This window comes from Coprococcus sp. AM11-30B (assembly GCF_027674365.1).
GTDB classification, from domain to species: Bacteria; Bacillota; Clostridia; order Lachnospirales; family Lachnospiraceae; genus Allocoprococcus; species Allocoprococcus comes.
Genome location: NZ_JAQDVB010000026.1, coordinates 13371 through 32668 on the forward strand (window position 1 = coordinate 13371; position 19298 = coordinate 32668).

16 protein-coding genes are annotated in these 19298 nt (G+C 44.3%); 15 read left to right on the plus strand and 1 reads right to left on the minus strand.

Going from position 1 to position 19298, the window contains the following annotated elements:
- Positions 1–43 precede the first annotated feature (43 nt).
- The 12 genes from PGU50_RS15165 (at position 44) to PGU50_RS15220 (ending at position 13723) form a co-directional block, all read left to right on the plus strand.
- Positions 44–1231 carry an acetate/propionate family kinase gene (locus PGU50_RS15165; protein ID WP_117823893.1) on the plus strand — a complete coding sequence of 396 codons (1188 nt, stop codon included), beginning with the start codon at positions 44–46 and terminating at the stop codon, positions 1229–1231.
- A 97-nt stretch (positions 1232–1328) separates the two neighbouring features.
- The gene (locus PGU50_RS15170; protein ID WP_055156626.1) at positions 1329–1856 is read left to right on the plus strand and encodes a YceD family protein; all 528 of its coding nucleotides are present in this window, start codon (positions 1329–1331) and stop codon (positions 1854–1856) included.
- Positions 1857–1859: 3 nt separating this feature from the next.
- Positions 1860–2042 (plus strand): 50S ribosomal protein L32, encoded by a 183-nt coding sequence (gene rpmF, locus PGU50_RS15175; RefSeq protein WP_008372209.1) that lies wholly within the window; start codon positions 1860–1862, stop codon positions 2040–2042.
- Between the two features lie 142 nt (positions 2043–2184).
- Positions 2185–3210, plus strand: coding sequence for a phosphate acyltransferase PlsX (gene plsX, locus PGU50_RS15180; protein WP_022219879.1), 1026 nt, complete (start codon positions 2185–2187; stop codon positions 3208–3210).
- Between the two features lie 21 nt (positions 3211–3231).
- Complete coding sequence (acpP, locus tag PGU50_RS15185; RefSeq protein WP_008372189.1) at positions 3232–3462, plus strand: acyl carrier protein; 231 nt, start codon at positions 3232–3234, stop codon at positions 3460–3462.
- Between the two features lie 67 nt (positions 3463–3529).
- On the plus strand, positions 3530–4225 hold the full coding sequence (gene rnc / locus PGU50_RS15190; protein ID WP_022219880.1) for a ribonuclease III: 696 nt from the start codon (positions 3530–3532) through the stop codon (positions 4223–4225).
- 6 nt (positions 4226–4231) lie between these two features.
- The gene (gene smc, locus PGU50_RS15195; protein ID WP_270247331.1) at positions 4232–7792 is read left to right on the plus strand and encodes a chromosome segregation protein SMC; all 3561 of its coding nucleotides are present in this window, start codon (positions 4232–4234) and stop codon (positions 7790–7792) included.
- A 16-nt stretch (positions 7793–7808) separates the two neighbouring features.
- Positions 7809–8762: a signal recognition particle-docking protein FtsY gene (gene ftsY / locus PGU50_RS15200; RefSeq protein ID WP_118217799.1), complete on the plus strand. Its 954-nt coding sequence runs from the start codon at positions 7809–7811 to the stop codon at positions 8760–8762.
- Between the two features lie 4 nt (positions 8763–8766).
- Complete coding sequence (gene ilvA, locus PGU50_RS15205) at positions 8767–9981, plus strand: threonine ammonia-lyase (protein WP_270247332.1); 1215 nt, start codon at positions 8767–8769, stop codon at positions 9979–9981.
- A 476-nt stretch (positions 9982–10457) separates the two neighbouring features.
- Positions 10458–11846: a 2-isopropylmalate synthase gene (locus PGU50_RS15210; RefSeq protein ID WP_055248879.1), complete on the plus strand. Its 1389-nt coding sequence runs from the start codon at positions 10458–10460 to the stop codon at positions 11844–11846.
- Between the two features lie 22 nt (positions 11847–11868).
- Complete coding sequence (locus PGU50_RS15215) at positions 11869–12507, plus strand: GntR family transcriptional regulator (protein WP_118199452.1); 639 nt, start codon at positions 11869–11871, stop codon at positions 12505–12507.
- A 19-nt stretch (positions 12508–12526) separates the two neighbouring features.
- A complete protein-coding gene (locus PGU50_RS15220; RefSeq protein ID WP_022219885.1) occupies positions 12527–13723 on the plus strand; it encodes an NADP-dependent isocitrate dehydrogenase in 1197 nt (398 codons plus the stop codon).
- A gap of 57 nt (positions 13724–13780) precedes the next feature.
- Here PGU50_RS15220 and abc-f read toward each other — a convergent pair whose 3' ends face one another.
- A complete protein-coding gene (gene abc-f / locus PGU50_RS15225; protein ID WP_270247333.1) occupies positions 13781–15688 on the minus strand; it encodes a ribosomal protection-like ABC-F family protein in 1908 nt (635 codons plus the stop codon).
- 158 nt (positions 15689–15846) lie between these two features.
- Between abc-f and PGU50_RS15230 the strand changes: the two genes are divergently transcribed.
- The 3 genes from PGU50_RS15230 (at position 15847) to alr (ending at position 19258) form a co-directional block, all read left to right on the plus strand.
- The gene (locus tag PGU50_RS15230; protein ID WP_022219887.1) at positions 15847–16494 is read left to right on the plus strand and encodes a redox-sensing transcriptional repressor Rex; all 648 of its coding nucleotides are present in this window, start codon (positions 15847–15849) and stop codon (positions 16492–16494) included.
- An 80-nt stretch (positions 16495–16574) separates the two neighbouring features.
- On the plus strand, positions 16575–18098 hold the full coding sequence (locus PGU50_RS15235; protein WP_270247334.1) for an NAD(P)H-hydrate dehydratase: 1524 nt from the start codon (positions 16575–16577) through the stop codon (positions 18096–18098).
- On the plus strand, positions 18095–19258 hold the full coding sequence (gene alr / locus PGU50_RS15240) for an alanine racemase (protein ID WP_270247335.1): 1164 nt from the start codon (positions 18095–18097) through the stop codon (positions 19256–19258). Before PGU50_RS15235 ends, alr begins: the two co-directional genes overlap by 4 nt.
- The last annotated feature ends 40 nt before the right edge of the window (positions 19259–19298 follow it).

Sequence of the window (19298 nt, forward strand, 5' to 3'; positions counted from 1 at the left end):
GTTCTAATAAAGAAAATTCTAGTACCAGAAGGGAGAAACATCAATGAATGTATTAGTAATCAATTGCGGAAGTTCATCACTGAAGTTCCAGCTCATCAACTCAGAATCGGAGGCGGTTCTCGCAAAAGGTCTTTGCGAAAGAATCGGTATTGACGGAAGACTTACCTATCAGCCGGCAGGTGGAGAGAAGAATGTATCTGAAAAGGCTATGCCTACACATACAGAAGCAATCCAGTTCGTAATTGACGCGCTGACAGATGCAGATACAGGTGTTGTTAAGAGCCTTGACGAAATCGGAGCAGTCGGACATCGTGTTGTTCACGGCGGAGAAAAGTTTGCAAAATCTGTAGTTGTAACACCGGAAGTAAAAGCTGCGATTGCAGAGTGCAATGACCTTGCACCACTTCACAACCCGGCAAACTTAATCGGAATCGAAGCTTGTGAAAGTCTGATGCCGAGCACACCACAGGTTGTTGTATTTGATACTGCTTTTCATCAGACAATGCCTGAGAAAGCTTATATGTATGGACTTCCATACGAATATTATGAAAAATACAAAGTAAGACGTTACGGATTCCACGGAACAAGCCACAGCTTCGTATCTAAGAGAGTAGCTGAGATTGTTGGAAAACCATACAACGCAACAAAGACGATCGTATGCCATCTTGGTAATGGAGCATCTATTTCCGCAGTTCTCAACGGAGAATCTGTAGATACCTCTATGGGACTTACTCCACTGGAAGGTCTTGTAATGGGAACACGTTCAGGAGATATCGACCCGGCTATCATGGAATTCGTTGCTAAGAAAGAAAACCTTGATATCGCAGGTATCATGAACGTTCTGAACAAGAAATCTGGTGTAGAAGGTATTTCCGGAGTATCAAGTGACTTCCGTGACCTTGAAGAAGCAGCAGATAACGGAAATGCACGTGCAGCACTTGCAATTGATGTGTTTGCTTACAGAGTAGCAAAATATGTTGGTGCATACACAGCAGCTATGAACGGTGTAGACAATATCGTATTCACAGCCGGTATCGGTGAAAATGCCGGACTTGTAAGAACAAAAGTCTGCAGCTATCTTGGATATCTTGGAATTACAATCGATGAAGAAGCAAATGGAAAACGTGGAGAAGAGATCGTAATCTCTACACCAGATTCCAAAGTGAAAGTTCTTGTAGTTCCGACAAACGAAGAACTTGCAATTGCAAGAGAGACAGTTGCACTTGTATAACAGAAGAAATTAGAAAAAACCTTAAAATCTGTAAATCATCCTTGACAAAAAGAATTTACATGGTATAATAGTTTAGGTGTGAACAGGAGAAAGAATTATGTTAATTGACCTGTCCGAAGTCTTATCTGAACCGCATAAGTCCATTGACGAAGTGGTCGGCACTGAGATGAAAGAAGTGAAGGTGAACGGAAGTAGATTTCCGGTAAGCCGGACACAGCCTGTGCATATTCATGTCGAGTATGCCGGCGAAAAAAAACTTCATATCAGTTGTGAGACAAGTCTTACGGTAATCATTCCGTGTGACAGATGTCTTACAGATGTACCGACAGATTTCACGCTTTCCTTTGAAAAGCAGGTGAATACAGCTCTGGCAGACGGAGAAGATGATGGCGAATCCGATGAAGCGAATTACATTGACGGATATCATCTTGATGTGGAGCAGCTGCTCTATAACGAGATTTTAGTAGGGTGGCCGATGAAAGTTCTATGTAGCGAAGACTGTAAAGGGATTTGCAGTGTATGTGGTCAGAACTTGAATGAGGGAAGCTGCGACTGCGAAGACACCAGTCTTGACCCTAGAATGTCAGTTATCCGCGATCTTTACAAGAATTTTAAGGAGGTGTAACCTATGTCAATTTGTCCAAAGAATAAATCTTCTAAAGCAAGAAGAGACAAGAGAAGAGCAAACTGGAAAATGAGCGCACCGAATCTGGTGAAATGCAGCAAATGTGGAGAACTTATGATGCCACACAGAGTTTGCAAAGCTTGTGGATCTTACAACAAGAGAGAAATCGTTACTGTAGAAAACTAATTAAAAAAGGCTATAGTACAGGAGTTAGGCGTATTGCTTAACTCCTTTTCTTTTTGCCTAATTTTCCTAAATCTGCTAAATATTATTGATTTTTACGGTCATGTCTAGTAGAATTGGTTTAGTAATGCTGGGAGGTAACAGTATGAAAGAAATAACAAAAGTTGTTGTCGATGCAATGGGCGGAGACAACGCACCGCATGAGATTATCAAAGGTGCGGTCGAGGCGGTCGGGAAGTCAGATGCGATCCATGTGATCCTGGTCGGAAAAGAAGATGTCATCAATCAGGAACTTTCCGGGTACACATATAATAAAGAACAGATTTCGGTTGTTCATACATCGGAAGTAATTGAGACAGCAGAACCGCCGGTTATGGCGATCCGCAGAAAGAAAGACTCATCCATTGTGGTAGGTCTTAAGATGGTGAAGGATAAAGAAGCTGACGCTTTTGTTTCAGCAGGAAGTTCCGGTGCGGTTCTTGCCGGGGGACAGCTTCTGGTTGGACGTATCAAAGGGGTGGAAAGACCACCGCTTGCACCGCTGATCCCGACAGAAAAAGGATTCTCCATTTTGATCGACTGTGGGGCGAATGTAGATGCAAGACCTTCACATCTGGTGCAGTTTGCCAAGATGGGTTCGATCTATATGGAACATATTATGGGAGTCAAGAATCCGAAGGTTGCGATCGTCAATATCGGAGCTGAGGAAGAAAAGGGTAATGCCCTGGTCAAGGAGACTTTTCCTATGCTGAAAGAATGTAAGGATATTAACTTTATCGGAAGCATCGAAGCGAGAGAAATCCCTCACGGACAGGCAGATGTTATCGTCTGTGAAGCATTTACCGGCAACGTGATCCTGAAACTCTATGAAGGAGTAGCATCGGTTCTTGTAAGCAAGATCAAAGGCGGTATGAAGCAGAATCTCCGCGGCATGATCGGTGGACTTCTGGTTAAGCCGGTGCTGAAAAAGACTATGAAGGATTTTGACGCAAGTGAGTACGGTGGAGCACCACTGCTTGGACTCACCGGTCTGGTAGTAAAGACACACGGCAGTTCTAAGGCAAAAGAAGTCTGCAATTCAATTTTGCAGTGCGTAACCTTCAAAGAAGAAGGAATCAATGAAAAGATCAAAGAATGTATTCAGGCGGAAGAAAAATCCGCACAGGAATAAGCTCAGAAAGGATTAAGAATTATGGAATTTGAAAAACTGAAAGACATTATTGTTGATGTGATGGGATGTAACCCGGATGAAATTACGATGGACACTACATTTGTAGATGATCTGGGAGCTGATTCGCTTGATATTTTCCAGATTATTATGGGAATTGAAGATGCATTTGATATCGAAATTGAAAATGAAGATGCAGAAAAGATCGCAACAGTAGGTGATGCTGTAGAACAGATCAAGAACGCTGTTAACTAGGGAAAATGATTACAGGGGACATCCCCATTTTTGGGGAGTGTCCTTTTTTAAAATTGGAGGAGCAATCATGAGCAGAAATGTAAAGGAACTGGAAGAAAAAATCGGCTACAATTTCAAGGACAGCCATTTGCTCAGACATGCTGTGACGCACAGCTCTTATGTGAATGAAAAGCATATGAAGAAGGCAGACTGTAATGAACGTCTGGAATTCCTTGGAGATGCTGTTCTGGAACTGATTTCAAGCGAATATCTTTTTTTCGAGAACCAGACAATGCCGGAAGGAGAACTGACTAAGTTAAGAGCAAGCATGGTATGCGAGAAGGCACTTGCATTTTGTGCGCGGGATCTGGAACTTGGAAGTTATCTGCTGCTTGGGAAAGGTGAGGACGCGACCGGTGGAAGATTCAGAGAGTCTATTACCTCGGATGCATTGGAAGCACTGATTGGTGCGATTTATCTGGATGGTGGTTTTGCTAATGCGAAAGAGTTTATTTTAAAATATATTTTAAACGACCTGGAAGGGAAACGGCTCTTTTATGATAGCAAGACTATCCTGCAGGAAATGGTACAGGGCGGTCAGGAAAAAGGAATTGTCTACCAGCTGGTAGGAGAAGAGGGACCGGACCACAATAAATCCTTCCGTGTAGAGGTTGTGATCGGCGGAGAAGCCTTTGGATGTGGTATCGGAAGGACCAAAAAGGCTGCCGAACAGGAAGCGGCTTATCAGGCAATCCTGAAGCTGAAAGAAGGAAAGGTACAGTAGTGAGGCATGTATTTAAAAAGTATTGAAGTACAGGGATTCAAGTCTTTTGCAAATAAGATTGTCTTTGAATTTCATAACGGGATCACCGGAATCGTCGGACCGAACGGAAGTGGGAAAAGTAACGTGGCGGATGCCGTCCGCTGGGTACTCGGAGAGCAGAAGGTGAAGCAGCTCCGTGGAGGTACGATGCAGGATGTTATTTTTTCCGGTACGGAAAACCGGAAACCCCTCAGCTACGCATCGGTTGCGATTACACTGGATAATTCAGATCACAAACTCCCGGTGGAGTTTGAAGAGGTTAAAGTCACAAGAAAGTTGTACCGTTCGGGGGAAAGTGAATACCTGATCAACGGCAGTGTCTGCAGGCTCAAAGATATCAATGAGATGTTTTATGATACAGGTATCGGAAAAGAAGGATATTCGATCATCGGACAGGGACAGATTGACAAGATCCTGAGCGGTAAGCCGGAAGAGAGACGAGAGCTTTTTGATGAGGCGGCCGGGATTGTCAAATTTAAGCGCCGCAAGGCGTTATCTCTTCGCAAACTGGAAGAAGAGCAGAGCAATCTGGTCCGTGTTAATGATATTTTGGGAGAGTTGGAAAAGCAGTTTGGTCCGCTTCAGAAACAGTCGGAGACAGCGAAGGAATATCTGAAAAAGAGAGAAGAACTGAAGCATTATGACATCAATATGTTCCTGGTGGAGATGAAACGTCTGAAGGGGCAGATCCGGGAAAACGATGAGAAGCTGAAGATTGCGCAGGATGAACTCACTGAAGCCGGCAAAAAGCATGAAGATATGAAGGCGCAGTATGAGAAGATCGAGCAGGAAGTAGATGAGATCGACGCCGGAATCGAGCATGCAAAAAGCCAGAGAAATGAGACAACACTTCTGAAGCAGCAGTTGGAAAACCAGATCGAGCTTTTAAAAGAGCAGATCAACAGTGTCCGTATGAATGATGAACACTATGAAAAACGCGCAAACGATATTCAGGCAGAGCTTGCAAACCGTGAAAGGCAGAAATCCGAACTGGAAGAAGAAAAAGCAGAGATCGACAGACATCTTGCAGCAGCATCTGAGAGACAAAAGCAGGCAGGAGAGGAGCTGACTGCCCTGCAGAGCCGGATTGCAGAGATGACAGTGGAGATTGAAAAGAATCAGAACGATATCCGTGAGCTTCTGAATAACCGTGCATCCACGAAGGCAAAGCTGCAGCATTATGAAACGACGCTTGAACAGATCAAGGTACGCCGGGCACTGCTTTACAAACGTCTGGTAGAAGCGGAGAGTGATGTACAGAGGCAACAGGAACTTGCCGCGCAGTATACGGAAGAACTGAAGGCAGTATCAGGGAAGATCACGGATTCTGTAGAACAGATCAAAAACTATGAAACAGAGATTACCGGACTGCAAAAAGAGATCGGACAGGCAAATGAAAACCTGCGAAACAGGCAGAATGCTTATCACAGGGAGTACTCTCGTCTGGAGTCTCTGAGGAACCTTACGGAGCGTTACGATGGTTATGGGAACAGTATCCGTCGTGTGATGGAGCAGAAAAGCCGTGAGCCGAAAATCCTGGGGGTTGTGGCTGATCTGATCAAAGTAGATAAAAAATATGAGACTGCGGTGGAGATCGCACTTGGAGGCAGTATCCAGAATATTGTTACTGCAGACGAAGAGACTGCAAAAAAAATGATTGGTTATCTGAAGCAGAACCGGTATGGCCGTGCAACTTTCCTTCCATTGACAGCGATTCATGGGGGACAGGGATTTGCCAGGGCAGAAGCCCTTCGCGAGCCGGGTGTGATCGGCACGGCGGACAAGCTGGTAACGGTAGAAGATAAATTTACATCTCTTGCAGAGCATCTTCTTGGAAGAACTCTTGTGGCAGACAACATTGATACTGGGATCCGTCTGGCAAGAAAGTATCGTCAGTCTCTGCGTATCGTTACGCTGGAAGGAGATCTGATCAATCCTGGCGGAGCAATGAGTGGTGGAGCATTTAAGAATTCCAGTAATCTGCTCAGCAGAAGACGTGAGATTGAAGAACTGGAAAAGACGGTTGCGCGTCTGAAAACAGAACTCCAGAAATCGGAAGCAGAAGTTGCGGCCGCAAAGGAGAAGCGGACGGCGCTGTATGCAAAGGTGGAAGAGATCCAGCAGGAATTGCAGAATGACTATGTGGTTCAAAATACTGCGAAGATGAATCTGGATCAGGTAAAAAGCCGTCAAAATGCGACCAGAGAAAATTCAGAAGGAATTTATGCGGAGCGCAAGAAACTGGAAGAACAGGTTCATGAGATCGAGGAAAACGAAGAATCAATCAAAATGGAACTGGAGACCAGCCAGCAACTGGAGGACGAGCTGACACGCCAGATGGAAAGTTCACAGAAGTGGCTGGAAAAAGAGCGTGAGACAGAAGCTGCAGAAGTGCGCAAAAATGAAAATATTCACCTCAGTTTTGCTGCATTGGAGCAGAAAAAAGATTTTATTGAGGAGAATTTTGTCCGTATCCGGGAAGAGATGGGAAAATTCCAGGAAGAGCTTGCCACTTTAAATGCAAGCAAAGGAGAGAATCACGGTGAAATAGAGCAAAAGGAAGCACAGATTACCGAGATCCGGCAGACAATAGAGAATTCAAAGGAATTATTTGAGGAAATTAACAAAGAGATCGAAGAATCGCAGAAAAAGCGGGAAGAACTGAATCAGAAGCATAAGGCATTCCTGAAAAAGCGAGAAGATCTGGCAGCTCATATGGCAGAGCTTGATAAAGAATCCTTCCGGCTTACCAGCAAGAAAGAAGGCTACGAGGAAGCTTTGGAAAAGCAGATCAATTATATGTGGGAAGAGTACGAACTGACGTATAATCATGCACTGGAAATCCGGGATGAGAGTCTGACAGATCCTGCCGAGATGCGAAGGCGGATCCAGGAATTAAAGACGGAGATCCGGAAACTCGGATCGGTGAACGTCAATGCGATCGAAGATTTTAAAAATCTTTCCGAGCGGTATGAATTTATGAAAACGCAGCATGATGATCTGGTAGAGGCAGAAGCAACGCTCAAGAAGATCATTGAAGAGCTGGACGAGGCGATGCGCAAGCAGTTTACTGAGCAGTTTGCGAAGATCAGCCAGGAGTTTAATCAGGTGTTTAAACAACTGTTCGGTGGTGGAAAAGGAACTCTGGAACTGATGGATGATGAGGATGTGCTGGAAGCCGGAATCCGGATCATTGCGCAGCCGCCGGGTAAAAAACTTCAGAATATGATGCAGCTTTCCGGTGGAGAAAAGGCGTTGACGGCGATTTCGCTGCTGTTTGCAATCCAGAATCTGAAACCTTCCCCGTTTTGTCTGCTGGATGAAATCGAGGCGGCACTGGATGATTCTAATGTCACGCGATTTGCACAGTATTTGCACAAGCTGACGAAAAATACACAGTTTATCGTCATTACACACCGTCGCGGTACGATGACAGCGGCAGACCGGCTGTATGGGATCACTATGCAGGAAAAAGGGGTATCAACGCTGGTATCTGTGGATCTTTTGGAAGATGAGCTTACAAAGTAGTGGATAGGAGGATATGATGGCAGAAGAAAAATTGGGATTTTTTAAACGTCTGGTAGCAGGACTTAACAAGACGCGCGATAATATCGTGTCTGGAATGGACAGTATTTTTCATGGATTTTCAAAGATAGATGAGGACTTTTATGAGGAACTGGAAGAGGTTCTGATCATGGGAGATCTGGGGGTAAAAGCAACTTACGCGATTCTTGATGATCTTCGTAAAAAAGTAAAAGAACAGCATATCAAAGAGCCGATTGAGTGCAGACAGCTCCTGATCGACAGTATCAAAGAGCAGATGGATGTAGGCGAGACAGCTTATGAATTTGAAAACCAGACTTCTGTTGTTCTGGTGATCGGAGTAAATGGAGTCGGAAAGACGACTACTATCGGAAAACTTGCCGGTAAGATGAGAGGTCAGGGCAAGAAAGTTGTGCTTGCTGCAGCAGATACTTTCCGTGCAGCTGCGGGCGATCAATTAAAGGAATGGGCACATCGTTCGGATGCAGATCTGATCGGCGGACAGGAAGGTGCAGATCCGGCAGCCATCGTTTATGATGCGGTAGCGGCTGCAAAAGCGAGAAAGGCAGATATCCTTCTGGTGGATACAGCCGGAAGACTTCACAATAAAAAGAACCTGATGGAGGAACTGAAGAAGATTAACCGTGTGCTGGAAAGAGAATATCCGGAAGCATACAGGGAAACTTTGGTCGTTCTGGATGCAACGACCGGACAGAATGCACTTTCACAGGCAAAGGAATTCAGTGATGTTGCGGATATTACAGGAATTATCCTGACTAAGATGGATGGAACGGCCAAAGGTGGAATTGCAGTTGCAATTCAGGCAGAGCTTGGAATTCCTGTTAAATATATAGGTGTCGGTGAGACAATCGATGATCTGCAGAAATTCGATTCCGACGAATTTGTACAGGCATTATTTACAACAGAAGAAAAGAAGGAAGAAGGAGAAGAATAATAATATGCTGACATTGGAAAAATTTGAAGAAGCAAGCGAGATCGTAAAACGTGTGACACGTCCGACAAAGCTTATCTACAGTGAGTATCTCAGTAGCCAGACCGGGGGAAAGGTCTATTTGAAACCGGAAAATATGCAGTACACAGGTGCATACAAATTAAGAGGAGCTTATTACAAGATCAGCACACTTTCTGAAGAAGATCGTGCAAAAGGTCTGATCACAGCTTCAGCAGGAAACCATGCGCAGGGTGTGGCATATGCGGCAAAAGCGTTTGGATGTAAGGCGACGATTGTTATGCCAACTGTCACTCCGCTGATCAAGGTAAACCGTACCAAGAGCTATGGCGCCGAGGTTGTTTTACACGGAGATGTCTATGACGATGCCTGTGCAAAGGCCTATGAGCTTGCAGAAGAGTACGGATATACTTTTGTACATCCGTTTGATGATCTGGATGTAGCTACCGGACAGGGAACGATTGCAATGGAAATTGTCCAGGAACTCCCAACCGTTGATTATATCCTTACACCGATCGGGGGCGGCGGACTGATCACAGGTGTATCTACACTTGCGAAAATGCTGAATCCAAAGATCAAAGTGATCGGTGTGGAACCGGCAGAAGCAGCAAGTATGACTGCTGCAATCGAAGCAGGACATACCGTAACACTTCCAAGTGCCAACACGATCGCAGATGGTACAGCAGTAAAAAAAGTCGGGGAACAGAATCTCCCATACGTCATGGAAAATGTAGACCAGATCGTAACTGTAGAAGACGATGAACTGGTCGGAGCATTCCTTGATATGGTGGAAAACCATAAAATGGTAGTAGAAAACTCCGGTCTTCTTTCCGTTGCAGCTTTAAAACAGCTGGATCTGAAAGGTAAGAAAGTAGTATCTATCTTAAGCGGCGGAAACATGGATGTTATTACCATGTCTTCAGTTGTACAGCACGGACTGATCCAGAGAGACCGTATCTTCTCTGTATCGGTACTTCTTCCGGATAAACCGGGTGAACTGGTAAAAGTGGCACAGACGATTGCAGAAGAGCAGGGAAATGTGATCAAACTTGAACATAATCAGTTTGTAAGTATTAACCGGAATGCGGCTGTGGAGCTTCGTGTGACACTGGAAGCATTTGGAACCGATCATAAGAACCGGATCATTGCGGCATTGGAGGCAGCCGGGTTCAGACCGAAGCTGATCAGTGCGAAGTTATATTAGAATGTTTGAGAGGACAGTCTTATCCCCTGGTGAGGGATGAGGCTGTCTTTTTTTGAAAATAAGGTTGTTAGGTCGGGCGAGAAAAAGAATCTCTTCCAATCCAGGTTGTGCAAACCATTCCGATGAACCTCTGAAGGTGAAAATTATGTCAGCAGAGGCTTCCATAATTTCTGAGTTTCATCTCCATTGCACAAAATAGGATTGGAAGAGATTCTTTTTCTCGCCCGGCCAATGAACGGAATTGGTTAAAAGGGAAGGACTGCTTCATAGTGAGGGAGAGGGGATAGAGACTGCAAATGTGATTGGGTGCTTGTTAAAGACGGGAGATATAGATGGAAAAATATGGAAATTTAACCAATTAGCACTTTAATTGAATGAAATACTAGGTTAAAGTCACGAAATGAGGAAAATTGGGTTGACATAGAAGGTATAGTTGTATACAATAATACAAAAATACAGGTCAGGGAGTGACGGTTATGGAAAATAGGAAGGTTTATCTGGATAAGCATACAAATTTATTGCAACTTGAGGAGCATATGTACCCGCTGGTAGACGTGGACACACCGAATGTGTTCCGGAACCTGTTTCATTATGATGAGATTCCGAAGATTGCGTTTAATGATCGTATTGTACCGCACAGTATGCCGGATGAGATCTGGATCACGGATACGACATTCAGGGACGGACAGCAGTCGAGAGCACCCTATTCAACGGATCAGATTGTAACCATTTTCGATTATATGCACAGACTTGGAGGTTCGCAGGGGAAGATTCGTCAGAGTGAATTTTTCTTATACAGCAAAAAAGACCGTGATGCCGTATATAAATGTATGGAAAGAGGTTATAAGTTCCCGGAGATCACAAGCTGGATCCGTGCAAATAAAAAGGATTTTGAGCTGGTAAAAGATCTGGGAATGAAGGAAACCGGAATCCTGGTAAGCTGTTCGGATTATCATATTTTTTATAAACTGAAGATGACAAGACGAGAGGCGATGGAACATTATCTGTCAGTTATACGTGAATGTCTGGAGACCGGTGTCAGTCCAAGATGCCATCTGGAAGATATTACCAGATCGGATATTTATGGATTTGTAATTCCATTCTGTCTGGAACTTATGCATCTGATGGAAGAGTATCAGATTCCGGTGAAGATCCGTGTCTGTGATACAATGGGATACGGAGTCAACTATCCGGGGGCTGTGATTCCTCGTTCCATTCCTGGTATCATTTACGGACTCAGAGTACATGCAGGTGTACCGAGTGAACTGATCGAATTCCATGGACACAATGATTTTTACAAGGCAGTCAACAATTCTACAACGGCCTGGCTTTATGGAGCATGTGGTGTGAACTGTTCCTTGTTTGGAATCGGTGAACGTACCGGCAATACGCCGCTGGAAGCGATGATTTTTGAATATGCGCAGCTTCGTGGAACGCTGGATGGTATGGATACAACGGTGATTACTGAACTGGCAGAATATTATGAAAAAGAGATTGGATATCAGATTCCGCCGCGTACCCCGTTTGTCGGAAAGAATTTCAATGTAACCCGTGCGGGGATCCATGCAGACGGACTGTTAAAGAACGAAGAAATCTACAATGTGTTTGATACCGGCAAGTTTCTGAACCGTCCACCGCTGGTTGCTGTGTCAAATACTTCCGGCCTTGCAGGTATTGCACACTGGATAAATACATATTATCACCTGAAAAATGAGAAACAGGTAGACAAGAATTCCATTTTAGTTGTAGAATTGAAGAAGTGGGTTGACGCGGAATATGAATCCGGCCGTGTGACCGTACTCACAGATCAGGAACTAATACGGGAGATTGAGAGAATCTGTGACGAAAAGGGGATTACAATCTAACGAAATTCAGGAGAGAGATAAAATGGAAGAGTATTCATTGAGAAGTCAGGTTTTTCAAACTATCAGAGATGACATTCTGAAAGGTAAGTATGAAGAAAATGACGAACTCAGGGAAGCAACATTGGGGAAGGAACTTGGAGTTAGCCGTACACCGGTAAGAGAGGCACTTAGACAGCTGGAACTGGAGGGACTGGTGAACATCATCCCAAATAAAGGAGCTTATGTTACCGGTATTTCCGATAAGGATGTACATGATATTTATATGATTCGTTCCATGCTGGAAGGATTATGTGTCCGTTGGGCAACAGAACATATTACACAGGAGCAGCTGGAAGAACTGGATGAGATCATTCTTTTATCCGAGTATCATATGGATAAAGGACATTCCGATCAGCTGACAGAGCTGGATGGAAGATTCCATCAGATTCTGTATGAGGCATCACAGAGCAGGATTCTGGATCATGTGCTTTCAGATTTTCACAAATATGTACAGCTTGCAAGAAGGACTTCCGTTAAGACAGAAGAGCGTGCGATCAAGTCGATTGGTGAGCATAACGAGATCCTGAATGCCATCAAGGCGAAGGATGCGGAAAAAGCCGGCAATCTGGCAACGATCCATATTATGCATGTTATGGAGAACCTGCATATCGAAGAAGAATAGCCAAAAAGGAGACGAAGTTATGAGTAAAATTCAGATGACGACACCGATTGTTGAGATGGACGGAGATGAGATGACCAGAATTCTCTGGAAGATGATAAAAGATGATCTTCTTCTGCCGTATATCGATCTTAAGACAGATTATTATGATCTTGGATTGGAACACCGCAATGAGACAGATGACCAGGTTACAGTTGATTCGGCTAATGCAACAAAGAAGTACAAAGTAGCAGTCAAATGTGCGACCATTACACCGAATGCGGCAAGAGTAAAAGAATATGAACTCAAAGAGATGTGGAAGAGTCCGAACGGAACAATCCGTGCGATTCTGGATGGAACGGTATTTCGTGCTCCGATCGTGGTAAAAGGAATTGAACCATGTGTAAAGAACTGGAAGAAGCCGATCACGATTGCCCGTCATGCTTATGGGGATGTATATAAAGGAACCGAGATGAAGATTCCGGGACCTGGAAAGGCAGAGCTGGTCTACACGGCACCTGACGGAACAGAGACAAGAGAGCTGATCCATAATTTCGATGGAGCAGGTATTATCCAGGGAATGCACAATATCAATGCATCGATTGAAAGTTTTGCAAGAAGCTGTTTTAGTTATGCACTGGATACAAAGCAGGATCTTTGGTTTGCAACAAAAGATACCATTTCCAAAAAATATGACCATACTTTCAAAGATATCTTCCAGGAGATCTTTGATGCGGAGTATAAGAACCTTTTTGATGAAGCGGGAATTGAATATTTCTACACACTGATCGATGATGCGGTAGCCCGTGTAATGAAGTCAGAGGGTGGTTATATCTGGGCATGTAAGAATTATGACGGGGATGTGATGAGTGATATGGTTTCCTCAGCATTTGGTTCACTTGCCATGATGACATCTGTACTGGTATCACCGGAAGGCTTTTATGAATATGAAGCTGCACATGGAACAGTACAGCGTCATTATTATAAACACCTGAAAGGGGAAGAGACTTCAACAAACTCTGTTGCAACAATTTTTGCATGGACAGGAGCTTTGCGCAAGAGAGGAGAACTGGATGGGAACCAGGAACTGATGGATTTTGCAGACCGTTTGGAAAAAGCAACGATTGATACGATTGAAGAGGGTTATATGACAAAGGATCTGGCAATGATCACAACTCTTCCGGAGGTACATGTACTGAACAGTGAAGGGTTTATTAAAGCGATTGCAGAAAGATTATAAAAAGAGCAGGGAATGCATGAAGGGCGTATCTCTGACAGGAAAATGGGAAGAACTGGCTTATTCAGCCAGTTCTTCCCATTTTTCATAGAGTTCTTCGAGTTCTGCTTCGTTTGCTGCTTTTTCTTTTGCCAGTTCCTGGCATTTAACAGAATTCGTATAGACTTCTTCCTGCATCATCAGTTCATCGATTTTGCCATTACGTGTTTCCAGAACACCGATACGTTCTTCTGTTTTCTTCAGGTCGTTCTGCCTTTTACGGAGACGTGCCTGTTCTTCTTTCTGCTCCTGCCAGCTTAGTTTGGATTCGGAAACCTGCGCCGGTGCGTCTTCGGAAGCAGCTGTGGAAACAGCCGGGGTCAGAAGATCTTTTTTCTCCAGATAATAATCATAGTTGCCGATATAATTTACAAAGGTATTGCCGGTCAGTTCCAGAATACGGGTGGCAGTCTGGTTGATGAAATAACGGTCGTGGGATACATAAAGTATCGTACCGGTATAATCGTTCAGGGCCCGCTCGAGAATTTCCTTGGAAGTAATGTCCAAATGGTTGGTCGGCTCATCGAGGATCAGGAAATTCGCATTGGAGAGCATCAGCTTTGCCAGAGATACACGTCCCCTTTCACCACCACTTAAATCACCGATCAACTTGAAAACATCATCTCCGGTAAAAAGAAAAGCAGCAAGCATGTTCCGGATTTGTGTGTTGGTAAGTGTCGGATAATCATCGGAAATTTCTTCAAAGATCGTCTTATCCATATGAAGGACGTGGTGTTCCTGATCGTAGTAACCGATCTCCACATTGGCACCCAGTGTAAAGGAACCGCTGTCTGCCTGGATCACATTGTTCAGAATCTTGAGAAGCGTAGTTTTTCCGGTTCCGTTGTCGCCAATGATGGCTACATGTTCCCCACGCTTGATCTCGAAACTGATATCTGTGAAAAGTGTCTGTGGCGGAAATGCTTTGCTTAATCCTTTGACAGAAAGGACATCATTGCCACTAATACGCGAAGGCTCCAGCTTCAGATGGATGTCGGTGTTGATCTCCATCGGTTTGTCAACAAGCGTCATCTTATCCAGCATTTTTTCCCGGCTTTCGGCACGCTTGATGGATTTCTCACGGTTAAATGAACGGAGCTTTTCGATCACGGCTTCCTGATGTTTGATCTCACGCTGCTGATTCAAGTATTCTTTTAATTTGGCTTCTCTGAGCTGTTCTTTTTTGACAGCAAAATCAGAATAATTGCCCATATAAGTATGAAGCTGTCCCTGCTCGACTTCAATCACCTTTGTAACCACACGGTTCAGGAAATAGCGGTCGTGGGATACGATAAGAACAGCACCCGGATAATTCAGAAGATAGGTTTCCAGCCATGCGATGGAGTTCATATCCAGGTGGTTGGTTGGCTCATCCAGAAGCAGGACGTCAGGCTTGGTAAGAAGGAGCTTGCCAAGAGATACACGGGTCTTCTGACCACCGGATAAAGAATCTACGGGTTTGGTAAATTCTTCTTCTGTAAATCCGAGACCTTTTAGAACGCCGGTAAGCTCACTTTTATAAGCGTAACCGTCTGCGTGTTCAAACGCAGAAGTCAGTCTCTGATAAGTGGCAAGACGTGCTTCAAGAGCATCTCCGGAAAGAGACGGAAGTTCCATTTCGATCGTACGGATCTGCTTTTCCATCTCAATAACTTCAGCTTTTGCCGTGCGGACTTCTTCGTAAATAGTATTGCCGCTTTCCATCTCCTGATGCTGTGCAAGGTAGCCGAGAGTTTTGCCTTTAGTAAGAACAACCGTCCCTGCATCGGGAGAAAGCTGTCCTACGATCATCTTGAGGATCGTGGATTTGCCGGCTCCGTTAAGACCTACAAGGGCGGCTTTTTCATGGTTTTCTATATGAAAGGATCCGTCTTTTACGATGACCTGATCCCCAAAACTTTTTGACAGATTATGACATGCCAGTATCATTTTTATATCCTCCTGTTAAAGTGGCAATTATGTTACTGCTCACAGTAACATAATTATAGCTGAAATACGACAAAAAACAACTATAAAATTTGACTTTTTCACTGGATTCTTATATAATTAAAAATAATGAGTCAGAAAATAGGAAGGTGGAAGTGAAAGTGGCATCAAGAGAAATATCTCAGGCAGTAATAAGGAGGCTTCCGCGGTATTATCGTTATTTAGGGGAACTACTGGAGAGCGGAGTCGAACGGATATCATCCAATGAATTAAGTAAAAGAATGAAAGTAACTGCTTCACAGATCCGTCAGGATCTGAATAATTTTGGTGGATTTGGACAGCAGGGATATGGCTATAATGTAAAGTATCTTTATACAGAGATAGGTAAGATCCTTGGACTGAACGAGAAACATAAATTCGTTATCATTGGAGCAGGAAATCTTGGACAGGCACTGGCGAACTATGCAGCATTTGAAAATCGGGGATTTGTTTTAAAAGGGCTGTTTGACGTAAACCCAAGGCTTGCCGGATTGACGATCCGTGGAGTTGAGATCCGTATGATGGATGAATTGAAGGATTTTGTGAAAGAAAACGATATTGAGATCGGGGTTCTTACGATTCCGAAGACAAAAGCAGTAGAGGTTGCCAATCTCCTGGTAGATAATGGAGTTAAGGCTATCTGGAATTTTGCGCATACAGATCTGAATCTGCCGGATAATATTATTGTGGAGAATGTTCATTTGTCTGAAAGTCTGATGAGATTATCTTATAATATCACCAGATACAATGAAGAACATGAAGGAAAGTAGGCAAAGCAGACCAGAAGGCAGAGGTGCAGGAAAGTTTTTTCCTGCACCTTTTTGAAAATTAAATGTATGGGAGACCGGATATGAAAGAAATACTGACAGCAGATCAGATGAGAAGATCGGATCAGAGAATGATACAGAAGATGCAGGTCCCGTCCCTTGTCCTGATGGAACGGGCGGCACTTCAGTGTGTGGCTGCGATGAAAGCAGAAGACATAGATTTGTCGAAAGCACTGGTCGTGTGTGGAAGTGGCAATAACGGTGGTGACGGATTCGCAATTGCAAGGATGCTCGTAGAAGAAGGAAATCATCCAGATGTAGTATTGGTCGGAAATTATGACCATCGTAGTGAAGAAACAAAAATCCAGATGAAAATTCTGGAAAATCTGGGAATATCTGTAGGAAACAGTTTGCCACAGAAAGAATATAGTGTTATTATAGATGCCGTATTCGGTATTGGCCTATCCCGTGAAATAAAAGGCAGATACGCAGAGGTGATTGATCAGATGAATCGGATGACTGCCTGTAAGGTGGCAGTCGACACTCCTTCAGGGATCCGTTCGGATGATGGAAAAGTGCTTGGAACGGCATTTAAAGCAGATCTTACAGTGACCTTTGCGTTTCAGAAGATGGGACAGATCCTATATCCGGGATGTGAGTATACAGGAAAGCTTGTTACAGCGCCGATCGGAATTACCAGACCGGAGTTTTTTGCGGAAGAAGAAATCTGCATGGCACTTGAAAAATCCGATGTGCCGGCAATGCTTCCGCAAAGGAAACCGGATTCTAATAAAGGGACTTATGGAAAGGTTCTGATGATTACCGGAAGCAAAGGAATGTCCGGTGCAGCATATTTAAGTGCCAGGGCAGCATATCTTTCGGGAGCAGGTCTTGTCCGGATTTATACGGAGGAAAGTAACCGGGCAATCTTACAGGAACTTTTACCGGAGGCGGTAATGACGACCTATTCTCTGGATGAGACAGAATCATTTGAAGAACTTCCGGATTTGCTGGAATGGGCGGATGTGCTCTGTGTTGGATGCGGACTCGGTATGGGACCGCATTCGGAGGAATTACTGAAAAAGGTGCTTGAGAATAATAAAAACCCGGCTGTTATTGATGCGGACGGACTGAACCTTCTGGCAAAGACCGATGAGTGGGGGATCGAACAGATTCGGATGAATCCTTCCGGATATGTACTTACTCCACATATGAAAGAAATGTCCAGACTGACCGGATACAGCGTACAGGAATTAAAAGACAACAGAAGAGAGCTATTAAGGAAATATACAGAAAAAGTCCATGCTGTCTGTGTACTGAAAGACAGCAGGACACTTGTGAAAGCGCCAGAGGGAAGACTTATAATCAATACCACCGGTAATGCGGCAATGGCAAAGGCCGGATCGGGAGATGTGCTTGCAGGAATGATCACCGGACTTATGGCACAGCATATGAGACCGGATGATGCCGCTGTGCTTGGCGTTTATCTGCATGGTCTGTGCGGAGATCATGCCAGAAAAGAACTTGGCTCTTACAGTGTGCTTGCGGGTGATCTCTTGAAAATGCTCGGCAGAACACTTAAGGAATTGGAGGATATGACAGAATGAAGAAATACAGCAGACTGCGTGCGGTGATCGATCTGGATGCGGTGATGTATAACATGGAAATGATGCATGCAAATATAGAAAAAGAGACCAAGATGGTCGTGGTCATCAAGACAGATGGTTATGGTCATGGAGCGGTGCCGATTTCAAGAATGCTGGAAGATGTGGACTATGTCTGGGGCTATGCGGTCGCAACTCTGGATGAAGGTGTTGTACTCAGAAAAGCCGGCATTCAGAAGCCGATTCTTTGCCTGGGATGTATTTTCCCGGACCAGCTGGAAGAGATGATCCGTCATGAGATCCGCATGACAACCTACAGCTATGAGCTTGCGAAGCTTGCGGATGAGACCGCATACCGTATGGGGAAGAAGGCATATTTGCACATTAAGATCGATACAGGAATGTCAAGACTTGGCTTTCCGGTAGCGAAAGAAAGTGTAGAGGAGATCCTTAAGATCGGCAGACTTGTTTATACGGATTGTGAAGGAATGTTTACCCATTTTTCAAAGGCAGATGAGACGGATAAGACCACGACACTGGAACAGATCCGTGCTTTTCTGTGGATGAAAGAACATCTTGCAGCAGAAGGTATGGAATTTACTTATTATCACTGTGCAAACAGTGCAAGTATCATTGATATGCCAAAGCTTGGAATGAATCTGGAGAGAGCCGGGATTTCTACCTATGGACTGTATCCGTCAGATGAAGTCAATAAGGAGGCAGTTCCGCTCCGGCCGGCAATGGAGCTGATCGCGCATGTGACTTATGTGAAATGGATTGAAAAGGGTACGGAAGTCAGCTACGGAGGCACCTTTGTTGCCCAGAAAAGGATGCAGATCGCCACGATCCCGACGGGATATGGAGACGGATACCCACGAAGTCTTTCCAACAAAGGATATGTTCTGATCCATGGTCAGAAGGCACCGATCCTTGGCAGAGTCTGTATGGATCAGTTTATGGTAGATGTGACCGGAATTCCGGATGTGAAATTTGGTGACAGGGCAACACTGGTCGGCCACGATGGGGATGCTTATCTTTCAATAGATGAGCTTGCCGGTCTGAGCGGTAGATTTAACTATGAATTTATCTGTGATATCAATAAACGTGTTCCGAGGGAATATCTGCGTGACGGAAAAGTTGTAGAGCAGGTCGATTATTTCTAAAATGCGGGGATGCACTTCGAAAGAGATATGAATACAGCAG